We start from the raw sequence: 23,088 nt of genomic DNA, 5'->3' as shown, positions 1-23,088 counted from the left end.
TGTGACTGGAAAATTTCAATTTAGTTTTCGAAGGAAACTACACCATTCCGTTCGTTAGTAATACATGAATTATACCACATACGGATCAACAAAAACAAGCCCTCTGAGCTTTTCAGAGAGCTTGCGAAAATATGAATTATTAATATTCGTTCTGATACTCAAAACTGTCAGGATCGACCTTGACACCGTTTGTTCTTACTTCAAAGTGAAGATGAGGACCGCTCGAAGAACCCGTCGTTCCTACAAGACCGATGAGCTGCCCCTTTGATACACGCTGTCCAGCACTTACAAACACTGCCTGAAGATGTGCGTATACAGTTGAGTGAACAGCATCGTCGTGAGTCAGTATGATATAGTTTCCGTAACCACCTCCGCATCTGCAGGAATATTCATGGGTACATCCGGTATCCATACTTACGGTAACTGTCGCATTGTCGGCGGCATATACCTTTGCGCCTCTGATACCGCCCTCATGGCCTAATCCATCCACGTCGATAGCACCGTGATTTCTTCCGTCCCAGAAATCGCTGGAACGATTAGTAAATCCCGGAACCGGCCAGAACATAAGAGATGAATTGTCTGCTGCCGGTGCTTCGGTCGTATCCGGAACCACCGGTTCATCTTCAGGTTCGTCCGGTGTCTGCGTAACTGGTTCCTGCTGCTGCACAGGAACCTCTGTTACCGGTTTTTCACGGTTCGCTTCTGCCGCAGCTCTTCTGGACTCTTCAGCCTTTTTCGATTCTTCTGCTTTCCTTGATTCTTCTGCTGCTATGGCAAGAGATTCAGACACTCTCTTTGATTCAGCTATGGATTCCTGCTTTATTCGTTCCAGGGCTTCTTCAATGGCAGCATCCATCTTTTTCTGCTCTTCTTCCTTGAGGGCTATAAGCTCTTCACTTTCGGTAATATGACTTGAAAGTGCAGTCTTCTCGCCGTCAAGTTTTGAAAGTTCCTCACTTGTTGCATCATAATCTGCGTTAAGGATCTCCAGTTTTTCGTTCAGTTCTTCCTTTTTCGCAGCCGCATCTTCAAGATCTCCTGAAAGCTTCTCCTGTCTGTTCTGAAGATTTTCCTCGAGTTCCTTCAGCTTTACAAGCTGCTCGTTAAGCTTTGTGACCAGCTTTTTATCGTGATCTGCAACCCTTGAAATGATCTCGAACTTCATCAGAATATCTTCAAAATTACTCGAGCCGGAAAGCACTGCCGCCAGATTGTCTCCGCCTGACATATAAGATGCGCGCAGACGTTTCTTGTAGAGTTCCATGTTTTCATCTATAAGAACGTTCTGGGTACCGATCTGTTCTTCGACATCGGAAATACCGGCTACGTTTTCCTTTATATCCTCATCGATCCGGTTCATCTCTTCAACTACCACGCCGATGTTCTGGTTCTGAAGTATTATCTTTTCATTAAGTGCATTCTGATAATCGAGTTTGGCGCTCTCATCTGATACAACAGAATCGTAATCCTTCTTCGCTTCCTCGATCTCTTTCTTCAGTTCAGCTATCTTTCTGTCGTTTTCAGCTTTCTGATTTTCAAGATCCTGCACAGTCGGCTTGTCTTCTGTGGCTGAAGAAAGAAAAGCTGTCGAAGTACCCGAAGCACTGTATGCAGTCATACATGCGATCAGTCCCGCAAGAATTCGTTTTTTCATATTTTTCATGATCAGTGGCACCCTGCACATGACTCGCAGCTTCCTGTACATCCTGTTGTCACAGGGCATGTATCCGGATCTTCACCGTTTGCGCACTGTGTGATGACAGTGTTTATCTGTGAAAGCATAGTATCCATCGCTGCCTTGGCTGTTTCAAATTCCATCATAAGCTCTGAACCCATGATATTGCCGTAAAGAGTCTTGATGTCTTCATCAAGCTGCTTTAACTTTTCAGTGTCCTTGTCATCCTTTGTCATTTCGGCTGCAAGTTCTGTACGCATTTCCTCGAACTCACCGATCATCTTCTGAAGAGCAGGATCGTTGTCGTTCTTTTCTCTTGCTGCAACATACGCCTTGTATCTTGCATCCTGCTGGATGAGCTTTCCGAGTTCTCTTGTCTTTTCGATAATATTGTCCATTGTTAATTCCTCCGAATAAAAATTTCTGTTTTCTTGCAGGTCTGTAAACCGGATTTTTTCCGTATCTGCAGGCTCCGGCGCGTCACCGTGAGAGCTTTAAAGTCAGACCTGTTCGCCCTCAACAGCCCAGTTACGTGCTGCGGTGATCTTTACATTCACAAACTGTCCGGTAAGTGAACTGTCGCCTTTAAAGTTTACTATTATAAATTCACTGCTCTTTCCGGTAAGTGTTCCTTCCCCGCCTTTTCCGGGACCGTCCACAAGTACCTTCAGAGTTTTTCCGATGTATTTTCTGTAGTCTTCAGTAGTTATTCTTCTCTGAAGTTCAAGAAGCTTCTGCATTCTTTCCTGCTTTGCGGAATAAGGTGTCCTGTCTTCGAGAAGAGCTGCCTTCGTTCCGGTCCTCTTTGAATAGATGAAACTGTAGATGTTACTGTAGCGCACCTTTTCAATAAGCTTCAGCGTATCTTCAAACTCCTCGTCAGTTTCATCCGGGAATCCGATGAGGATATCAGTCGAAAAAGTAAAGTCCGGACACCGGCTTTTTGCGTAGTCGATTATCTCAAGATATTTTTCCGCAGTGTAGCGTCTGTTCATTCGCTCAAGCACTGAGTTGCTTCCCGACTGTACCGGAAGATGCAGAAAATGTCCCGCCTTTTCACAGTCAGCCAATGCATCGATAAGATCCTTTCCCGCATCTTTCGGATGCGACGACATAAATCTTATTATAAAATCGCCTTCTATGGCGTTTATCCTTCTTAAAAGCTCCGGAAACTTTATTCCGTCTTCAAGGTCATTTCCGTACGAGTTTACGTTCTGGCCAAGGAGCATAATCTCCCTGTAGCCGTCCGCCACAAGGCCGCGCACCTCGTCAAGTATGTCTTCCGCCTTTCTGCTGCGTTCACGTCCTCTTACATAAGGCACTATACAGTAGGTGCAGAAATTATTACATCCGTACATTATCGGAACAGAAGCCTTGAACGAACTGCTTCGTATCTGCTCGTTCCCCTCGGAAACACCGGTTCCCGGACCTGACTCATCATAAACATGCTTCCTGCCGGAAAGCACCTCGTGAACATATCCCGGAAAACGGTCAAACGCATTTGTTCCGATAACGATATCGACATATTTATATGATGAACGTATTTTTTCAACAACATTCTTCTGCTCTGTCATACATCCGGAAATGCATATGATCATGTCCTTTTTCATTTCCTTGTAGTGCTTCAGGAATCCGAGATTTCCGAACACGCGGTCCTCAGCATTTTCACGGACAGCACAGGTGTTAAGTACGACAAGATCTGCTTCCTCCGGAACATCAGTGAACCCGTAACCCATTTTAGACAGAAGCCCCTTGAGTTTTTCCCCGTCGGTAACATTGAGCTGGCATCCGTAGCTGTGAACGTGCGCAAGCGGCGAAGCATCCAGCTTTTCATTTATCGTTCTGACCTTTTCTATGTAAGGATCCAAAAACATTCCTCCGTTCATTTACGTATACACAGCTTCTATTATAACACGATTCCGCCCGCTTGACAAGAATCCAAACAGCAAAAAACATCCGAAGAATGAAGTAAAGTCACTCTTCGGATGCTGTTTAAAAGTTTTTTACCAGGTTAAACGTATCAGTTTTTGCTGATCTCAGATAATCACTGGCCTTCGTGGAAGAAGTATGGAAGTGCGTCATAGATGTAGTGACGAACCTGTGGCCACCAGTGTACATTGCCCTTTGCTTCGAGGAAGAAGAGATTGCCCTTTGAGAAGTCGGCTGTGTATGTGAATACGTCTGTATTCTTCTTGAGCTCGTTGATCATCGGAACCATGTTGCCGTATGCGATATCCTCAGTACCTGTTGCGGCGAGTACAAAGTATTCGTTCTTCTTGAATCCTGAGTTCTTTGCTGCATTTATTACCTTGCCGGCACCGTCCCAGCAGTGACCTGACAGAGGCATGAAGTATGCGATGATGTCGAGGTTGTTGTTGAAGTTAGCCCATGTTGAACCGCCGCCCATTGAGAATCCGCCGTATGCACGGTGATATCTTGAAGCCTTGAGACCGTCAATGTTTGTATTCTCAGCATATGTTGAATACTTGCCTTCAACGTAAGGGATAATGGACTTGCGCATTTCCTCCCATACGCCGTCAGCGCTCGGAGCTTTGTTGAATGTAGGAGTTACAACGATCATCGGTTCGATATCGCCGTTTGCGATCATGTTGTCAAGCATAATGTCAATGTTGATGTTGTTGTCATTGAAACATGTTTCTTCGCTTTCCCCGCCGCCGTGCATCAGATAGAAGACATTGTACTTCTTTGACTTGTCATAGCCGTAAGGGAGATAAACGTACATGTTCTTGTTGCCGTTGATACCTGTATAGTTTTCCTTGACTACTGTACCGTGGTTTGCAGGCTGCTTAAAGTAGCTGTCCGGTGCAGCTTTGTACTGAAGGTTTGCGTTGTATGCATATTCCTTCTTCGGCGGTTCCGGAGGAGTGTTGTCCGGGAACTGTGTCAGAGTACCGAGAAGATATTTCTGAAGGTTCACAGCGTCTTCTGCATTTACCTCAGTGCTCTTGTCAACGTCTGCATTTGACTTTGCAGCCTTTGTCGGGAATCCGTTGAGGATACCGTTCTTGAGAGCAACAAGGTCAGCAACCGTGATCCTCTTGTCGAAGTCAACGTCACCCTTGATGTCTGTAGGAGTTCTGACAATTGACTTAGGTCCGTCTATCTTTGTGCCTGCAGCTGCCGCAATTACTTCGTCAATGAAGAAATCCATTGTACCCTCTGTAGTCTCGGCGATTATCTGCATGTTTGAGGCGCCTGAAGGGATCTTGTAGTTTGCATTGTAAAGTTGCACGTATTCGCCCGGATTGCCGTAGGTCTGGGCTATCTTGTCGTACTGTGTGTCACCGTTAGCATCGTCATACTGGAGTGTAAGCTTGTATTCAACTGCCTCATCAGCCTTTGGTGCATTGAAGCATGCACTGAATGCATATTCGCTTCCTGCCTTAAACTGTGAACTGCTTAATGACTTTGTCGCACCGTTCCATGTGCTTTCACGACCTGTTATACTGAGTGCGGCGCTGCCTGCATAGTGTGATGATGTGCTCTTGGAAACTGAAGCGCTTCCGCGTGCTGTCCAGCTGTCTGCACTGCTTTCAAATGTATCGTGGAAGATGTATCCGTCCGGTGATACTGACGGTGAAGGAGAAACTGTCGGAGCTGTTGTCGGAGAAGCTGTCGGCTCTGTTACTGTTACTTTATCAGAACTGAACTGCCACCAGTCAAGGTTGAACAGGTAGCTGCTGCTTCCGCGGAATACAAGGTAAAGGTCATGAACATCAGTTGCACCGCTTACCTTTGTGCTGAATTCCTTGAAATTCTGCCAGCCGGATGTGCCTGAAATATCGCACTTACCGATAACCGGGCCGTCCTTCTTGTCAAGGTGAAGCTCGATAGCTCCGCCGTCGCTTTCTGATCCGGCACTTACTGTGAACTTTTCAGCGCCTTCCTTAAAGTCAACGCCCTTTACCTTGATGTATGAACCGTCCTGAATATTTGAAACGTTTGCTCCGTCATCAGACTTGTTCTTTTCGATCTTAATGCCTTCGCTCCAGCAGATGGTCTCAGCTTCAGTCTTTTTATAAGGGTTAAGGTATTCAAGCTGTTTCGGACCTTCATTGCTCATTGTAAGAAGCGGGATAGATCCGTCGGATTTGAATGTGAATTCTTCAACGCACGCACTTCTGTTGAATGTGCCGCCGCCCTTGAGACCATTCTTGTGATAGAAGAAATATGAGTGATCCTTGTAATCGATGATACCGCCGTGTGTTGTGAAGCAGTTATGCGGCTTCATGATCTGGCCGCCGTATGTCCACGGACCTGTGATAGACTTGGATGTTGAGTATCCCATACTCTCGCCGCCGTCATTGCCGTAGAATGCAGCATATACAAGGTAGTAAAGATCATTATGCTTTGTGATCCACGGACCTTCACCGTATGAGCATCCCTTTTTGCCGGGACCGAAAGAATTCGAATTCATATCAAACTTGTTGATCGGTCCGTCAAGTGTGATCATGTCTTCCTTGAGTTTTACCCAGTAACATGTAGGGTTACCGAACATGAGGTAAGCCTGACCGTCATCGTCGATCATAACAGTCGGGTCGATGTAGTCCCAGTTAGGACCTACGATAGGTTTTCCGACTACATCCTTGAAAGGACCTGTCGGTGAATCGCCTACAAGAACACCGATGGCACGGCCGCCGCCTGAGGCATTTTCCACTGTCACATAGAAGTAGTACTTTCCGTTTCGCTCAATACACTGTGAAGCCCAGTAGGAATCCTTCTTGCCCCATTTGATGTCGCCGTCCTGAATAAACGCACCGTGGTTTGTCCAGTTCTGCATATCGGTAGTGGACATTACCTGGTATCCGTTCATGTAGTAGAAATCATTGTTTCCGTCTCTGTCGCGTCCTGTATATACATACAGTCTGTCACCGAAAACTACCGGTGCCGGGTCAGGTGTAAACGCAGTCTGGCAGATAGGGTTATCAGCGCTGACGTTCAGAGCTGATGAGCCGGCCATCACGCCTGCTGCCATAAGAACTGAGGACGCATACAATACTAACTTTTTCATTTTCATTTAAACAACTCCTCACAAAACAATTAACTTTACGCATTCTTACGAATTTTTAAAGCATGTATTTTACACAATACCATACTAATTACACAAAACTTATAAACCTATCTAAGTTAAATTATAACACAATACACGAATCTTTGCAACAGCTTTTGTTTTTTTTGTGACGATTGGCAGTATAAAAAACGTTTTCATTCCTATCTTTCATAGGAAACAGCAAAAATCTAATAAAAAAGGAATAGAAAAATGCGTACAAATCACGTATTTTCGTGATTTGTACGCATTTATTTCACACAAAAAAAGTCTCATATGACTTTGCGAGCCATATGAGACACGATGACCGGTAAACTGATGATCAGAACCAGCCTTTATGGTTGTTCACATAAATCTCCTGGAACTCTTCATCTGTCTTAGTCAGATAAGTGATCCCTTCAACGATGCCTATAACTTCCATTACTGTTCCGCCAATACCACAGGTAAGTACTGAAACGAGAAGCATAATAAGTGCCTCTTTAGTATACCCGAGATAAAACTTGTGTGCCCCGAATGCCCCCAGAAAAATTCCGAGAAGACCAGCAGGTAATTTCTCTTTCATTTTATTGTCCTCCTAATAATCTGAATATAATAAACGGCATGATATAAGTCGTTTATTATTCCATTATAATATGATACTGATAATTTGTCAATAATAATTCATAATATTTATTATTCGGCCATTTCAGAGCTGCCGGACAGCAAATCGACAGCTATATTATCGGAATGATGGCCATTTTTATTCTCTTCGCTCTGTGATTTAATGCTTATCCCAGCTTGTCGATTTTCTTTGAAAGGTACTGACGAATAGTAGCAAGGTCAGTCAGTGAGATGTTTCCGTCGCCGTCAACGTCTGCGTTCTTTGCAGCCGTTTCTGAGATTTTTGTCTTGTCGAGCAGATGGATAGCCAGTGTGGTAAGGTCAGTAATATCCACTCTGCCGTTTTCGTCCACGTCACCCGGCAGGAGTGCTTTTCCCGGAGTTTCTGTCGAAGTTGGTGACACTGTCGGAGTAACTGTCGGAGATGTTGTTGGTGTTACAGTCGGTAAAACTGTAGGTGAAGCTGCCGGTTCAGATGGCTGTGCAGTCGGTGATGGTGATACAGCCTGAGTCGGTGAAGGTGAAACAGGAGCCGGAGCTGTGCTTATCTCGGCGAGGCTTGGTACGCCGTCTCCCCACCAGTCCCATGGATTGCCCTGACGGTATTCATCGGCGCGCTTGTCAGTCGTCCATGAAAATTCGTTGTCGTAAAGATGTCCTTCTTCGTAGTACCAGCGCGCAAGGGCGATGATCTCATCAGGATAGTTCTTGTAGTATCCGTCGTCTTCGCCGGTGTAGTTAGCCCATCCGGTGTTGAATGCCTTGAGAGCCGCTCTTACGACCTGATATCCTTCGAGGTTGTAGTCAACGATGGCAGAACGTACAAAGTGCATGAGTTTTCTTATACCCATGTGGTTTGAAATAACTGCATCGTAGAAGTTTGCATGTGTCAGTGTATACTGATACATTTCAGGAACGTCATCTTCCTTCATAAATGTCGGGTCGCAGTCCTTGAAGGCTGTAACCGCTGTCTGCATTGTTCCGTATGCATGTGCGGAGCTTACGCCGAAACCTTCGGATTGAGCAGTTTCGAGGTCGGCGCCGTCACCGTTTCCGCCGAGTGTCGATTCACGTGAACCGAGGCCGCAGAAAAGAGCGTAGACCATTTCACGGTTATCCTGACCGAAACGTACTCTGATAAGATCCCAGTGTTCGTCGATCTCCTTGTACATGCAGTATTTTACTTCCTGCACGCTCATCTTATGGTTGATGGCACGGATCTCCTCATCAGTTCCGTTTTCAGGGGTGTTTCGTTCACCGTAGTTGAACGGATTTCCGACGCCGTCCTTCTGAACGTCCCTTGACGGATCATGTGCCATTTCAGCACTTGCAGATACTTTTACATCCGGTGTACTGTTCATTATACCCGGAGCTGCTGCAGGAGAAAAAGCGATACCGGCGCAGAGCGATGCAAGAGCTGCCTTTTTTACAAAATTGCTTTTCATTTTATCATATCCTTTCAGGAATTATTGCCGCCTTACGCGCCCTGTAAATACGGGCGCTTATGATGATATTATACTCTATAAGCAAGGCTTTTGCAAGCGAAAACATGCTGAATATGCGCTGCTCCGAAACAGTCTTCGGCCCGAAGGGGTGAAGACTGCCTTTATACGGAACCAGCGGGAGCACCGGATTTTTACCGGTACTCCCGCTGACTATCTTTATTCAGAGTAATCCACATGGATGAAAATTTTATTTCTGTGTCGGATCGTTTACGATACCTACGAAAAGCGGAACGCCGTCTTCATTGGAAATGAAATAGATAAACGGTCTGTCTGCTTTAAACTCATAGTCCTCCGGAGGCATGGAAGTCGTCGGGGCCATGTTTATTATTGTGTATGCAGCGGCCTCGCAGCCCTTTTCATCAACGTCAATTACCGCTTCATGAACTATATCACTCACACTGGCTCCGTCCAGTCCGTTTTCTTCATACTTTACAAGAGGCTCTATATCAAGTCCGTCGAAGATCTTCGTAACTCCGGCATCCTTCAGTGTGGATACAAGATCAAATTTCGAGCCGGAACTGAACTTCGGAATATCGGCAATTACATTTCTTGCTTCACCGGTTTTCGCCTGAAAAACTCTGTTCATAACTTCACTGTCGGAAACAATATCATTTACGCTCTTTCCGTCAGCAGGCAGAATAAAATTCATTTTATATCCGTCTTCAAAGCTCTTTATATATGCTGTAAAAGCTTCATCTTCAGCGATACGCCCGTATTTATCTTCTCCGTGCATAAACATACAGTTTATGTCTCCGTCGCTGCCGTGGAAAGCGCCTTCTTCACCGGCACGGAATTTTGTATTCCATTTCTCCTTGAATGTAACTGTATTGATTATCTTAAGCAGCGTTTTTTTATCTTCTGTATCTGCCGCAATAAACGGCTTGAATTTTCCTGACGTATTCTGACTGATCCATTCCGATATATCGTCACATTCCGGCTGCGATTCGAAGTCACGCAGGAATGATGCCGTATAGTATTTATCAGCAAGAGTTTTCAGCTTGTCTTTCTCAAAATTATACTGACGTGCAAGCCAGATAGAATTTGTCATACGACAGTACTTGTCAAATTCATCAAAATAGAGCGAATCAAAAATATCTTTATTGATTTTTCCGAGTTCTTCAGTACCGGATACCTGCAGGAAATCTGTAAGTTCCGCAAGGCTGTCTCCGTCTGAGCATTCCGTCAGCACTGAAACCGCCATATAGACACTGATAGGAATCACCCCTTATTCTGAAAGCTTTCATATATTATAACATCCGTACCGGAAGAAATGTTTGAAGAAAAATTCAACTTTGTACATGTGCACAAAACACTGCCGGAAATATATAAACAATTCACAGACAGAAGATCGCATACCAGGAGCCGCTGATATCCGGAAAACAACAAAACCAGCATATCCCGATAGCACATATGCATATCGAAGATATACTGGTTTTACATTATCATGGAAACGCCGGTCACTCCGTCAGCCTGTCGAAGTCTGAACCTTCATCATCGCTTTCATCCATATCGATATCGAGAACACTGACTGACTCCCATGAGCTGCCGGAGTCGTAATCATCTGCTTCCTCTTCCTTTGCTATCTTAACAAGACGGCTCGTTCCGAGTCTTGAAGCGCCAAGCAGAATAAACTTCTTTGCGTCTTCAACAGTTTTTATACCGCCGGCTGCCTTGATCTTTACGCCCGGTCCGACATGCTTTGCAAAAAGCTTTACATCTTCAAAGGTTGCACCTCCGGTCGAAAATCCGGTGGAGGTCTTGATGAAATTTGCACCGGCCTTCGTCACGAGCTCACACATCTTGATCTTCTCTTCTTCAGTAAGAAGACATGTCTCGATGATCACTTTAAGTATCCTGCCGTCGCACGCCCTTTTAACTGAGCGTATCTCGTCAAGAACGTAGAAATATTCCTTCGCCTTCAGCATACCGATGTTGATGACCATATCTATCTCATCGGCTCCGTTTTCCACTGCATTCTCCGTTTCAAAAACCTTGGAGGCAGTGGTGCTGTTTCCGTTCGGGAACCCTATCACGGTACATATTCTCATCCTGTCTCCGACATAATACTTTGCCGGTTTTACATAGCACGGCGGAATGCAGACCGATGCAGTCCCGTACTTTATCGCATCATCGCACAGTGCCTTGATCTCCTCGAATGTTGCTGTCTGACTCAGAAGAGTATGATCGCATGTTGAAAGTATTCCTTTGATATCCATTCAATAACCCCTTTTCATATTTATATATTATTTCAGTTTCTCGTCATAAGCAGCTCTGTCGCCGCCGATAAACTTCGGACGTACACGGGCCGCAGTTACATGGGCTCTGCCCACATGATCCTGCTTAAGCTTGAGCGGAACGGCAACCTTCTTCAGATGCATACCGATAAGCGTACCTCCGATATCGATACCGCCGTCAGCACGTATCTCCTCGACTGCAACCGGATCCTTCATCTTTTTATATGCCGCAGTTGCAAATGAACCTCCTGCCTTCGGCTGCGGAACAACGTTCACGATATCGGCAAAAGGAACAGCTTCCCTTTCCGTGATTATCGCCCTGTTAAGATGCTCACAGCACTGCGCCGCAATAAAGATACCCTCTTTCCCGAAAACCGACATGAGCCCGTCGTAAATAGCCTCTCCGGCCTCCGGCACAGACCAGCTTCCGATATCCTCACCAAGAGTTTCACTTGTACTGCATCCGATAACAACTATCTGCCCGCGGTGAAGTTTTCCTTCCTTCACAAGCTCGGCAGCCGCCTCTGCTGCGTCCTTTTTTATTTTTTCAATAACTGATTTATCCTCAACTTCATGAGTCGTTCCTGCCATTTTTATTCCAGCTTTCTGTTTGTTTTTTTTATGATATATTCAAGTAAACATCTTCACTGTGCTGTTGATATAAAACACTTATCAGATGTTTATTCACCTATAAGAACTCTGCTGCCATCGAATGCAAAGCCGTACTTGCGGATTCTGTCTTTCTTTATTCCCTTGTCAAGAAGTATCTGCTCGTACTTTCTGTCCTCTATCTGCTTCAGTGCTGCTGCTACTGTATCTTCAAGATTTTTTTCGCCTTTTCTTTTGTTCATCACCTTGAATTCGAATATCATTGCATCATCTTTTTCCTTATCCAGTGGTTCAAGAAGTACGTCATATCTTCCGAATCCGCTTTCACGGTTGGATGTTACTGCATATCTGTCACGAAGATCCACCAGAAGTCCGAGAACAAAACCATGATAAAAACGTTCCGGTTCAGCTTCCTCTGACGGCTTCTTTCCTGTATCGAATGAGCTGAACATCGATACTGTTAAGTCGTTCATGAATTTATTCATGTAGTCAAGGTCGTTCTGAAGAAGGGCTTTGAGAAAATTACTGTATCTGTCACCTTCAGCAAACCAGCCCCCGATCAGTCCTTCAAACATTTCTTTAGTTTCATGATTTACCAGTTCCAGCTCATATTTTTTCCCGTTTATACTGTTTATCTTCAGGTATCCGCTCATGGTAAGCAGACTCCATACTGAATCGCGGGTCTGTTCAAGCTGACTGTATACAAGTTCTTCATTTATCTGCTTCGTTACTGTTCCTCCGCAGAGAAGATATTCAAAATCACTTTTCAGTTCTGCATCACCTTTACGCAGAAGATCACTTACAAGTTTATTGGAACTTGTATTTGCCCAGTATGGTGCGAATTTTTTCTTGCCGAGGAAATTGATCACCGACCACGGATTATAGATATCCTTAAGATCACCGATGGTAAATCCGTCATACCAGTATTTCACTTCATCCTTATTTGTAAGTCCGTATTCATCCATAGCTGCAAATACTTCTTCTTCAGTAAATCCGAAGTATTCCTGATATTTTACGGCTGAAATCGTACACATCTCGATATTATTGAAATCAGAAAACAGCGACTCTTTGCTTACTCTTGTTATTCCGGTAAGTACACTGCGGTACATGTACGGATTGCTTTTGAATGTTGTATTGAAAAATGTACGCATGAAAGATACGACTTCATCCCAGTATTTTTTCACATAGGATTCGACCATCGGCGTATCATATTCATCAAGAAGTATAATTACTTTCTTTCCGTAATGGATCGAAAGAAGTTCTGAAAGATATGCTATACTCTGTGTAACAACAGTTTTATTGACTTTCTGATTTTCCTGTTCGGCAACCATCGCTTTCAGCATTGTTCGGTTAAAAAGATTGAATTTTTCCTTTTTTTCTTCCGAGATCCTGTCACTGTTATTTATAAACTCTTCATAGCGTGAATAAACTGACTGCATTTCTGCATTCATCTGTTCAAGAAAATCTTCATAGCAGGTACCTTTTACTGATGCCATTGTAATGAAGATCAGAGGCCATTTTCCCTGCAGTTCTCTCATTTTCTCATCATCCCAGACATCAAGGCCTTCAAAAAGATCCGCTCTGCCTGCATATTCCGGACTGAAGAAACATTCGAGCATGCTCATGTTAAGAGTTTTTCCGAAACGACGCGGTCGGGTGATGAGAGTGACTTCATCCTTTGTTGTCCACCAGTCCTTTATAAACTTTGTTTTATCTACTAAAAAACACTTTTCTTCTATAAGTTTACTGAAACTTTGCACTCCTGTTCCTATTCCACGAGGCATATCATTTTCTCCTTTCCGGCTGGTTCCTTTTTCAAATTTTACGCTCTGTTCTTTTAAGTGTATCATTTTTACGGGTTTTAAGCAACAGTAACTGACACGATTTCCTTTACGCCCGGTTTCTTATCCTTATTGAAACTGAAACTCAGCATATATCCTTTATCCAGACTCAGGTAACAGAATATCAGTATGCAGCTGACTCTTTACGTATTTTCATATATTTAAAGTATACAACATTTTTAAGTTCTTTGCAACGGTGATGAATGTGCCTTACTTCCGGCCTTTAAGATGATCTTCAGAAAATTTTCTGAAAAGATATTGACAACCGAAAATTAATATGATATCATAATGATATCAGCAAGAAACGTTGTTGATATTAAGATAAATACAGAACACACATCACAGATGTGGGGAGGTACAACATGAAAGAGAAAATCATTACAACCAACAAAAACGGCATGGCTATGCTTATCTTCATCATTATCGCATATCTTGTTGCTATTCCGCTCATCCCGATCGGACTTTCATCATGCACAGGAATCGGAACAGTTCTCGGCGTAATTTCGATCATCTGGGTACTGCTCGGCTGGATCCTTACTCTGGGCCTTAAGGTTTTAAAGCCACAGGAAGCACTCGTGCTCACACTCTTCGGTAAATACAAGGGCACTCTCAAAGGCGACGGTTTCTTCTGGGTAAATCCTTTCTGCACAGCTTTCAACCCGGCAGCTGCAACAAAACTCAGACAGAGCGGTGACGTTTCAGGCGACAACAGTTCACTGTTCTCACTGAGCACCGGAACCGGCTCAGATGCTGCAAGTCTTCAGCTTGCTCAGACTAACAAGAAGATCTCACTCAAGATCATGACACTCAACAACAACAAGCAGAAGATCAACGACTGCCTCGGCAACCCTATCGAGATCGGCATCGCAGTTATGTGGCGTGTTACTGACACTGCAAAGGCAGTTTTTGAAGTAGACAACTACAAGGAATACCTTTCACTCCAGTGCGACACAGCACTCAGAAACATTGTAAGACTCTATCCTTATGATGTAGCTGAAAATGTAGACACAACAGGCGACGGCATTGCCGATGAAGGCAGCCTCCGCGGTTCAAGCGAGATCGTTGCGGGACGTATCCGCGACGAGATCCAGGAAAAAGTTCAGATAGCCGGCATCGAGATAATCGAAGCACGTATCACATACCTTGCATACGCTCCGGAGATCGCAGCAGCAATGCTCCAGAGACAGCAGGCTTCAGCAGTAGTTGACGCAAGAAAACTCATCGTTGACGGTGCGGTAGGCATGGTTGAAATGGCTCTTGAACAGCTTTCCGAAAAGAATGTCGTTGAACTCGATGACGAGAGAAAAGCCGCAATGGTATCCAATCTTCTCGTTGTCCTCTGCGGCAACCACGATGCTCAGCCTGTAGTTAATTCAGGAAGTATTTACTGATGGCTGCAAAAAAACAGGTCCCGCTCCGCTTGTCCGAAAAACTATACAACGACATAGCATCATGGGCGGAAGATGATTTCAGGTCAGTGAACGGACAGATAGAGTACCTGCTGACCGAATGTGTAAAACAAAGGCGAAAAAACGGCGGATACGTCGGTAAAGAGATCGACGCACCACTGGATATAGATGTGGAGGATTTTGAATCGTGATCCCCACCCCCAACCCCCTCCCAATAGGAGGGGGCTTTTTTGCGGAGGGGCTTCGCCCCTCCACCCCAAAGAAAAAAGCCGTTCGCATCCGCGAATGGCTTTTTTGGTATTATTATTCGTCATCGTAATGATCAAGAAAACTGATCTTTTCGCCGTTTTTCTTGTAGGCGATGACCGTGTCAAGACAGACATTCTCGACGCTCTTGAAAATGTGGCTTTCGACCAGCGGATTGGTCTTTTTAAGTGTCTTTATAAGATTCTTGATTTCGATGCGCTTGGACTGGTTTTCTTCGTTGTCGCAGCTTACACATGTGTCGGTAAACTTGCATGCACACTGGATAAAATGAAGATTATTGTAGTCACGCCACGCCTTGATGTCATCCTCACGTACCAGATAGAGCGGACGAATAAGTTCCATTCCCTCGAAATTCGTGCTGTGCAGCTTCGGCATCATGGTCTGTACCTGTGCGCCGTAGAGCATTCCCATGAGGATCGTTTCAATAACATCATCGTAGTGATGTCCAAGAGCTATCTTGTTGCAGCCAAGCTGCTTTGCAAATGTGTAAAGATGTCCCCTTCTCATTCTCGCACAGAGATAGCACGGCGACTTTTCGATATTGAAAACCGAATCAAATATCTGCGACTCGAAAATCTCTATCGGAATATTTAAGTTCTTCGCGTTCTCCTCAATTATGCGTCTGTTGTCCGGACTGTATCCCGGATCCATGACAAGATACTTCACGTCGAACTCAAACTTGTTGTGACGCTTAAGTTCCTGAAAGCACTTCGCCATGAGCATGGAATCCTTGCCGCCTGAAATACAGACTGCTATCCTGTCACCCGGCTTTATCAGTTCATACATATTGAGAGCCTTAGTAAACCTGCACCAGATGTTTTTCTTGAATTTCTTTCGCAGACTCATTTCCACATCTTCCGCAGAAACACGGGCTGCCGGTTCATTTATCGCATCCATAAGCCATGCACGGTATCCGCCTTCGAGGCTGAATGCATTTACGCCTTCCTCACGGAGTTTTTCCGCAGCTTCAACACTGAATTCGCCTCTGCTGCAGCAGATGATGACCGGTTTCCCGCTTCTGTCGATATATTCATTTCCGTAAAGGGCATCCTGCTTTATGTGTACAGCCCCTGGAATCTTTCCATAGGAAAGCTCCATTTCGCTTCGTATATCGATTATCTGGCAGCCGTCAGGGGAAAGTTTTTTCATATCCTCAACTGTCATCGTCATTTTTCCGGCCTCACTTTTTCCTGTTTTTTATCTGCAGTTCCTGCTTCTTCATACTTACACGCGAATCACTTGCAACTGATTCCGTAACGAAGGTGTTACCTCCGACAACGACGTTTTCCTCGATGACCGTCTCACCGCCGAGTATGGAAGAACCGGAGTAAAGCGTAACGTTATCCTTTATTGTAGGATGACGCTTCACGCCCTTGAGCCTCTGTCCGCCGCTTGTGGACAGACCGCCGAGAGTAACCCCCTGATACATCTTTACGTGATCACCTATCACAGTAGTCTCACCGATTACGATGCCGGTACCGTGGTCGATAAAGAAGTATTTTCCGATAGTCGCACCCGGATGGATATCGATACCCGTTATGCTGTGTGCGTGTTCGGTCATTATTCTCGGTATCATAGGAACTCCGAGATTAAACAGCTCATGTGCTATCCTGTAGACTGTTATCGCATATATACCCGGATAGGAAAGAATAACTTCCTCCTTGCTTACCGCCGCCGGGTCCCCGTCAAAAGCAGCCTGTACATCTGTTTCCAGGAACGAACGTATTTCAGGGATCTTCTCCATAAATTCACAGGTGATCTCCTCAGCCATCACACTCAGTTTTTCATCCGGCATGCCGAACATATCGGCGTTATAGCGGAGAACGATCTTGATCTGCTTATTGAGGTGATAAATGATATCCTCGATAGCAGCCGAAAGATTGTTTTTTATACTGTAGACCCTGTAGACCTTGTCATCAAAATAACCCGGATACATGATCTTGAGAAGCTTTTCAATGATCCCCGTTATAGCCTCCTTGTCCGGCTGGTTGCAGAAATCTGTTTTATTTATTGTACGGTCATCCTCGTAGTCTTCGAGAATGGTCTGAACTATGCAGTTTATTCTTTTTTCATTAAGAGTTCCCACTTACTGTTTCCTCCGTCGGTAAAATTTCAGTAGTAAGCCGCAGTTAAGCACCGCTTCACTTTGGCATCACCTTTTTATTATACCATTTTTATAGGTTTTGGTAAAGTGTCTGAGGGAAAATTTCCATTGAAATCACCGCCTGTATTGTGCTATACTAATAGTAACTGGCATTATCATTTCGGGAAAACAATTATCAGACAGAAAAGTGAGGTAGAAGATCATATGGCAAAAGTATTCAATGTGACCGGCAACTGTGATCCGGCTGATCATTACATGGTCGATCTGTCAGAGCGCCTTGATGTGATCAGAACAATGATCGGAAACGGTCAGTATATTACTGTAAACCGTGCCAGACAGTACGGGAAAACTACTACCCTCCACATGCTGAGAAAAGTACTTAGCGAAGAATACTATATCGCTCTTATAGATTTTCAGACAAGTATGACGCACGCCGAATTTGAAAATCAGAATGACTTTGCTCTCGCTTTTGCACTTGCATTTTCAGATGCCATGGCTGCATGGAACTGTCCCGACAGTATCAGAGAGATACAGAAGAAGCTCATCTCTGCAGTTGACAATGCTTCACCTAAATTTGGTCTTATCATGCTGTTCCGTTATTTTAAAGACATCTGCCGGACTGCCGACAAACCTGTGGTTCTGATGATCGATGAGATTGACCGCGCATCGAACAATCAGATCTTTCTGGACTTTTTATCTCTTCTCAGAGGCGGATATATCGAACGTGCTTCCGTTCCGACTTTCCGTTCGGTAATTCTCGCGGGTGTCCATGACATAAGAAATCTTCAGCTTAAGATCCGTCCGGATTCTGAACACAGACACAACAGTCCGTGGAATATAGCGAATGCTCTTGACATCGACATGAGTTTTTCATGTGAAGATATCGCAGGTATGCTTGAGGAATATGAAGCCGATCACTGCACCGGCATGGATATAGCAGGAATATCGGAACAGATCTTCGACTATACTTCCGGATATCCGGTTCTCGTTTCAATGATCTGCCAAATCAATGATAAAAAGCTTTCTGAAAACGCCTGGACTAAGGACGGCATAGCAGAAGCTGCAAAGATCATTGTAAATGAATCGGTTCCGCTTTTTGAATCACTGATAAATAAAATCGAAGACAATCCTGATCTGCGTGACATGCTGTATTCAGTTCTTTTCAAAGGCGAAGAATACACCTTCACTCCGGACAATCATATTATCGGCATGGCGAATATGTACGGTTTCATCACAAACGACACCGGAAAAGTCCGCATCGCCAACCGCATATTTGAAACAAGGCTTTACAATTATTTTCTGTCCGTCGAAAAGACTTCAAACGCCCTTGCACAGGACAGCGCTTTTCACAGGAATGAATACATCGAAAACGGCTTGCTCAATATGGAAAAGATCCTTGAAAGATTTATCGTCGTTTATACCGATATATACGGCAGCCAGACTGATGAATTTCTCGAAGAAGCCGGAAGAAGACTGTTTCTTCTTTTCATCCGTCCGATCATCAACGGAAGTGCAAACTACTATATCGAAGCCCGCACCCGTGACCTGAGACGAACTGATCTGATCATTGATTACAAAGGAAAACAGTACATCATCGAAATGAAGATCTGGCACGGTCCCGAATACAATGAACGAGGCGAAAAACAGCTCGCCGATTACCTTGACTACTACCACATAACCAAAGGCTATATGCTGAGTTTCAACTTCAACAAGAACAAGCAGACCGGTACGAAAACCATTTCTGTAGGTGATAAAACCATTTTCGAAGCAGTGGTATGATATAAAAAACAGCACGCCGCAGGCGTTCCGATTTCTCTCGGTGCGCCTGCGGCGCGCTATTTATAATATATCTGCGTCGCAGACGCAGATATACCTTTTTTTCTGATATATGTTGACATTTCAAATGAAATATTTTATAATAAGTGAGTCTAAAGTTAGTAACTCGTAATACACTTTTTAAAGGAGGTCACTATGTTTATCGGAAGAAAAAAGGTGAAGTTAAACTTATAACGCTTGAAGACATGTACGGTAACATGCATTAAGGAAACGCTGATTTATTCATAAATCAGCGTGGGGTTCGGGGCGAAGCCCCGCAATCTCCACGCCCCAGCAATCCGGCGAAGCCGGATTGCTGGCTTAATCAGTGTTTCCTTAATTATAACAGAGACTGTTAAAAAACAGCTTACTCAAAAGGCACCCAATGGGTGCCTTTTCTGGTAATAGTACAATTGCGTCACAGACACAATTGTACCTTTTTATCGCTGCTCATTGTTTCCAAAGTTCGTATCAGCTAAGCGAACTTACCTTTCTGGAAAGAAACTGTCTCATCTTTGCAAGGTCTGCAAGTTTTACTTCACCGTCTCCGTCAACATCTGCTGCTTTCTTCTGAGTATCGTTCAGTTCCATGTCTCCGATAAGATAGAGTGACAGGTATGACAGATCAGTAATATCAACTTTATTGTCACTGTTCAGATCGCCGGTCATTATTTTAGTTTCGGTCACCGGATTTTCAGGTTTCTCCAGAGCAACAGTCGGGGTAAGGACATCATATCTGTCATTTCCGGCATAGCTGCCGCTCGAATCGTAATGTGATGCAGGGTTATTTCTGTGTTTTACTACAAAATTTTTCAGACTGCATACATCTTCATCAGTATCAAGAGTTCTGAGTGTTACAGTGCTGTTATCGACGTAATACTTTGGAACCACACTATCCCCACCCGGAACATCACTTAATGAACTGTACTTCTGTCTGAAGTCTCCGAAAGTGTAGTACTTCTCTCCGTCTGTCGTTCTTACTTCGACAAGCTCGTCGTCCCAGATCTGCGGCAAGCCTTTAAGCGTAAAGAAAATACCCGAGTTATATACCGGAACAAAGTACTCTCTTACCCTGTTCTCTGTACCGCTTACCATTTCAGGGCTGATCGTTATACCGTTACATCCGCCCATCAGTTTTTCAATGGCAAGGATCTGCTTTTCGCTAAGACCTTTTTCAGATGAAAGGATTTCATCGAAAGAAACTGTTATGCACTTCTCATTTTCATCACCGTCTACAAAACTGATACTGGTATCGGCCACCGGAGCTATCTCCTCACAGATAGCGATCACTTCTTTAGGAGTCTGCAGTTTTCCCGTCTTTTTCGTATTGTATAAATAGCAGGTTATCTTATCAAATTTCCAGTCAGCCGTTGTCCAGCTCCACCAGGCTATCATTTCCTGAATATTGCTGCATGATGAAGTAAGTGTTTCAACTGCATCGAACATAGCAGTTATACTTTCGCTTCTAATTAAATAGCAGCCCCCCGCAGGTTCGATCCATGCATTTTCCAGTTTCTTATTCAATTCATCAATTTCATCGGCCGTAATTTTCTTTTCATCATATATTACAAAAAGTGTACATAAAAGTTCATCATACAGATAGCATATCTCGCCGGCATGATTCATATCAAAGGAACATTCAAGTATATTTGAAGTGCTTCTGTCACACGGCTGATAGAATGAAGGCACAAGACCGCTCCGGTGTTCCTCATCAGATGCAAAAATATCCGGTTCAATTATCTCGTAATCAACATCATTCTTATTCAGCCAGCCAATGAATACCCCATCAGATGACGCTGTATAAAGATTTCTGTGAGTTACCTCTCCTGTCTCCTGACCGGCTTCCGGTTCCACAGCAAACCAGTTGCCGATATCACGCCTTTTATTCAGTTCTTTTAAGGCATTGAAATCATCCTCCGACCAGTTTTCCGGTTTGCAGCTGAAATAGTATGCCTTACCGTCTTCTTCATCTTCTTCCTTCATATACTCAAGATCAAGCATAGAATATTTTTCAAGGAACTCATCCTTGTCCAGTGGATCAATCGAAAAGATAATAAGGGTAAATCCGTCGATCTTATGTTCTTTCACACAGATATATTCATCAAGAGAAAGAACATTGCTGTTTTTATTCAGCACATTAAGCATTTCATCCTCAAACTGGCTTCCGCTCGGAGTGAAACGATAAGAATTGCTTCCTTCTTCTTTTACAAATTTAATTCTTTCTTGTGTACCGTATCTGCCGTTCACTTCTGCATACGGTGGTTCTGTTCCGTCCTTCATCGTAACGATATCATACGACTCATCGGTTAAGTAATGAACTTTGCCGTCAGGTTCAATAACGAGTGTTTTAAGATTATGTCTTCCTTCATCACGCGCCAGATCAAAAACCAGCGCCCCTTCAGCTTCATACTTTCCAATGATCTCTTTCATCGTTCCTGTATATCCGCTTTCTGTCTTTGTTTCAGATACAGAAGAAACGTTTTCCACCGAAACCTCTTCCGCACAAACTGACGGAAGTGCGCATGAAGCCATAATCGATACTGCCATAATCCCTGCTATTATTTTTTTCATACAGATACATCCCTTTCACTTACCCCCACATTACAGGGGGGCGAGAACATTTGTTATTAATGGTTAAAACCGCCTGTCCGAATGATAATGTCCATTCAAAGCAATTATGTGCTTTCTATTTATTATACACACGAAACCCTGATTTATCTCCGCTGATTTTTAATTTTTTTTGAAAAGATTCAAAAGCTTGTGAATCATGTACATATCACCTTCTTATATACTGGCACAGTTGCACAAACATTCATATAAACCAGAAAAAGCACGCCCACAGGAACGCTTGAACTGATGTAAGAAGAACCGACGAATTTTGAATCGCTTTACTTTGACCGCTATATATCCTGGTAACAAAAAACGCTGGTCATATCGGTTTTCATCGATATGATCAGCGTTTAATTACTTTAATAAAAAATTATTTCTTAAGAATATCATCGATCTGCTTGATCTCTTCGTATGTGAAATCAAGATTATCAATGCACTTAACGTTTTCTTCGATCTGTTCCGGTCTGCTTGCACCGATAAGTACGGTTGCAACTGAAGAATTGAAGAGTATCCATGAGAGAGCCATCTGTGAAAGACTCTGACCTCTTGAAGATGCGATAGCGTTAAGTTTGTTAAGACGTTCAACCATTGCTGCATCAACTGTATCTGCAGGAACTCTTGCACCTGAAACAGGACCGCCGAGATACTTGTTTGTAAGAAGTCCGTTTGAAAGAGGTGAGAATACTGCAAGTCCGATGCCGTGTTCTTCACAGAAGCTGTCAAGTCCGTCTTCCTCTACCCATCTGTTGAGAAGTGACCATGAAGGCTGATTTACAACAAACGGTGTGTGCAGCTCTTCAAATATCTTTATGATCTCAGCTGTCTGGAACTTGTTGTAGTTGGATATGCCTACGTAGAGTGCCTTGCCCTGTCTTACGATATCATTGAGAGCAACTGCTGTTTCTTCTATCGATGTATTCGGATCAGCGATATGATGATAGAAAATATCAACATAGTCAAGGTTCATTCTCTTAAGGCTCTGGTCAAGTGAAGCGATAAGATATTTTCTTGAACCGTTTCTTTCACCGTAAGGTCCCGGCCACATGTCATAGCCTGCCTTGGTCGAAATGCAGAGTTCATCACGGTAAGCTCTGAGCCCGTTGTCAAGGATCTTACCGAAATTTTCTTCAGCTGAGCCGATGTCAGGATCCCCGTAATTGTTTGCCAGGTCAAAATGAATTATACCGAGATCAAAAGCGGTACGAACCATCTTTTCCATGTTTGCGAAATCATCATTAGCGCCGAAGTTCTTCCAGAGTCCGAGTGAGACTGCTGAAAGCTTCAGTCCGCTTTTGCCGCAGCGACGGTAGATCATATTATCGTATCTGTTATCATTTGCCTTGTACATAAT

At 43.9% G+C, this 23,088-nt stretch carries 17 protein-coding genes; 3 read left to right on the top strand and 14 right to left on the bottom strand.

Features of this window, described 5'->3' with window-relative positions; all coding sequences use genetic code 11:
* Window positions 1-139 precede the first annotated feature (139 nt).
* The 10 genes from CC97_RS21415 to CC97_RS16935 form a co-directional block, all read right to left on the bottom strand.
* Window positions 140-1,663: a M23 family metallopeptidase gene (locus CC97_RS21415; protein ID WP_044976491.1), complete on the bottom strand. Its 1,524-nt coding sequence runs from the start codon at window positions 1,661-1,663 to the stop codon at window positions 140-142.
* A 2-nt stretch (window positions 1,664-1,665) separates the two neighbouring features.
* Window positions 1,666-2,073 carry a YlbF family regulator gene (locus CC97_RS16975; protein ID WP_044976489.1) on the bottom strand — a complete coding sequence of 136 codons (408 nt, stop codon included), beginning with the start codon at window positions 2,071-2,073 and terminating at the stop codon, window positions 1,666-1,668.
* Window positions 2,074-2,175: 102 nt separating this feature from the next.
* On the bottom strand, window positions 2,176-3,543 hold the full coding sequence (gene miaB, locus CC97_RS16970) for a tRNA (N6-isopentenyl adenosine(37)-C2)-methylthiotransferase MiaB (RefSeq protein ID WP_242848193.1): 1,368 nt from the start codon (window positions 3,541-3,543) through the stop codon (window positions 2,176-2,178).
* A 176-nt stretch (window positions 3,544-3,719) separates the two neighbouring features.
* Window positions 3,720-6,713 (bottom strand): family 43 glycosylhydrolase, encoded by a 2,994-nt coding sequence (locus CC97_RS16965; RefSeq protein WP_049963000.1) that lies wholly within the window; start codon window positions 6,711-6,713, stop codon window positions 3,720-3,722.
* 352 nt (window positions 6,714-7,065) lie between these two features.
* Window positions 7,066-7,305 carry a TM2 domain-containing protein gene (locus CC97_RS16960; RefSeq protein ID WP_044976485.1) on the bottom strand — a complete coding sequence of 80 codons (240 nt, stop codon included), beginning with the start codon at window positions 7,303-7,305 and terminating at the stop codon, window positions 7,066-7,068.
* A gap of 205 nt (window positions 7,306-7,510) precedes the next feature.
* Window positions 7,511-8,788, bottom strand: a complete 1,278-nt coding sequence (locus CC97_RS19200) for a dockerin type I repeat-containing protein (RefSeq protein WP_049962999.1) — start codon at window positions 8,786-8,788, stop codon at window positions 7,511-7,513.
* A gap of 247 nt (window positions 8,789-9,035) precedes the next feature.
* Window positions 9,036-10,070 (bottom strand): serpin family protein, encoded by a 1,035-nt coding sequence (locus CC97_RS16950; protein ID WP_278245346.1) that lies wholly within the window; start codon window positions 10,068-10,070, stop codon window positions 9,036-9,038.
* 235 nt (window positions 10,071-10,305) lie between these two features.
* Window positions 10,306-11,064, bottom strand: coding sequence for a deoxyribose-phosphate aldolase (deoC, locus tag CC97_RS16945; RefSeq protein ID WP_081850176.1), 759 nt, complete (start codon window positions 11,062-11,064; stop codon window positions 10,306-10,308).
* A gap of 27 nt (window positions 11,065-11,091) precedes the next feature.
* Window positions 11,092-11,673 carry a TIGR01440 family protein gene (locus tag CC97_RS16940; RefSeq protein ID WP_044976481.1) on the bottom strand — a complete coding sequence of 194 codons (582 nt, stop codon included), beginning with the start codon at window positions 11,671-11,673 and terminating at the stop codon, window positions 11,092-11,094.
* An 89-nt stretch (window positions 11,674-11,762) separates the two neighbouring features.
* Window positions 11,763-13,475 (bottom strand): AAA family ATPase, encoded by a 1,713-nt coding sequence (locus tag CC97_RS16935; protein ID WP_044977178.1) that lies wholly within the window; start codon window positions 13,473-13,475, stop codon window positions 11,763-11,765.
* 419 nt (window positions 13,476-13,894) lie between these two features.
* Here CC97_RS16935 and CC97_RS16930 point away from each other — a divergent pair, with 419 nt between their 5' ends.
* Entirely contained in the window at window positions 13,895-14,923 is a 1,029-nt protein-coding gene (locus CC97_RS16930) for an SPFH domain-containing protein (protein WP_044976479.1), read from the top strand.
* The gene (locus CC97_RS16925) at window positions 14,923-15,132 is read left to right on the top strand and encodes a PTS ascorbate transporter subunit IIC (RefSeq protein ID WP_044976477.1); all 210 of its coding nucleotides are present in this window, start codon (window positions 14,923-14,925) and stop codon (window positions 15,130-15,132) included. The genes CC97_RS16930 and CC97_RS16925 overlap by 1 nt, the downstream gene beginning before the upstream one ends.
* Window positions 15,133-15,244: 112 nt before the next feature.
* Here the strand turns inward: CC97_RS16925 and CC97_RS16920 are convergent, their stop codons facing one another.
* Together CC97_RS16920 and CC97_RS16915 are read right to left on the bottom strand one after the other, a co-directional pair.
* Entirely contained in the window at window positions 15,245-16,378 is a 1,134-nt protein-coding gene (locus CC97_RS16920) for an ATP-binding protein (RefSeq protein ID WP_044976475.1), read from the bottom strand.
* A gap of 10 nt (window positions 16,379-16,388) precedes the next feature.
* Window positions 16,389-17,294 carry a serine acetyltransferase gene (locus tag CC97_RS16915; RefSeq protein ID WP_044976474.1) on the bottom strand — a complete coding sequence of 302 codons (906 nt, stop codon included), beginning with the start codon at window positions 17,292-17,294 and terminating at the stop codon, window positions 16,389-16,391.
* A gap of 222 nt (window positions 17,295-17,516) precedes the next feature.
* On the opposite strand from CC97_RS16915, the gene CC97_RS16910 reads away from it, so the two are divergent.
* Window positions 17,517-19,091: an AAA-like domain-containing protein gene (locus CC97_RS16910; RefSeq protein ID WP_044976472.1), complete on the top strand. Its 1,575-nt coding sequence runs from the start codon at window positions 17,517-17,519 to the stop codon at window positions 19,089-19,091.
* Between the two features lie 507 nt (window positions 19,092-19,598).
* Here the strand turns inward: CC97_RS16910 and CC97_RS16905 are convergent.
* Both CC97_RS16905 and CC97_RS16900 read right to left on the bottom strand, forming a co-directional pair.
* Window positions 19,599-21,698 (bottom strand): dockerin type I repeat-containing protein, encoded by a 2,100-nt coding sequence (locus CC97_RS16905; RefSeq protein WP_044976470.1) that lies wholly within the window; start codon window positions 21,696-21,698, stop codon window positions 19,599-19,601.
* 409 nt (window positions 21,699-22,107) lie between these two features.
* Window positions 22,108-23,085, bottom strand: coding sequence for an aldo/keto reductase (locus CC97_RS16900; protein WP_044977177.1), 978 nt, complete (start codon window positions 23,083-23,085; stop codon window positions 22,108-22,110).
* Window positions 23,086-23,088: the final 3 nt, after the last annotated feature.

It is taken from the genome of Ruminococcus sp. HUN007, from assembly GCF_000712055.1.
Lineage (GTDB): Bacteria > Bacillota > Clostridia > Oscillospirales > Ruminococcaceae > HUN007.
Note: the sequence above shows the minus strand (reverse complement) of the source record. Positions and strands in the feature narration are given on the sequence as shown.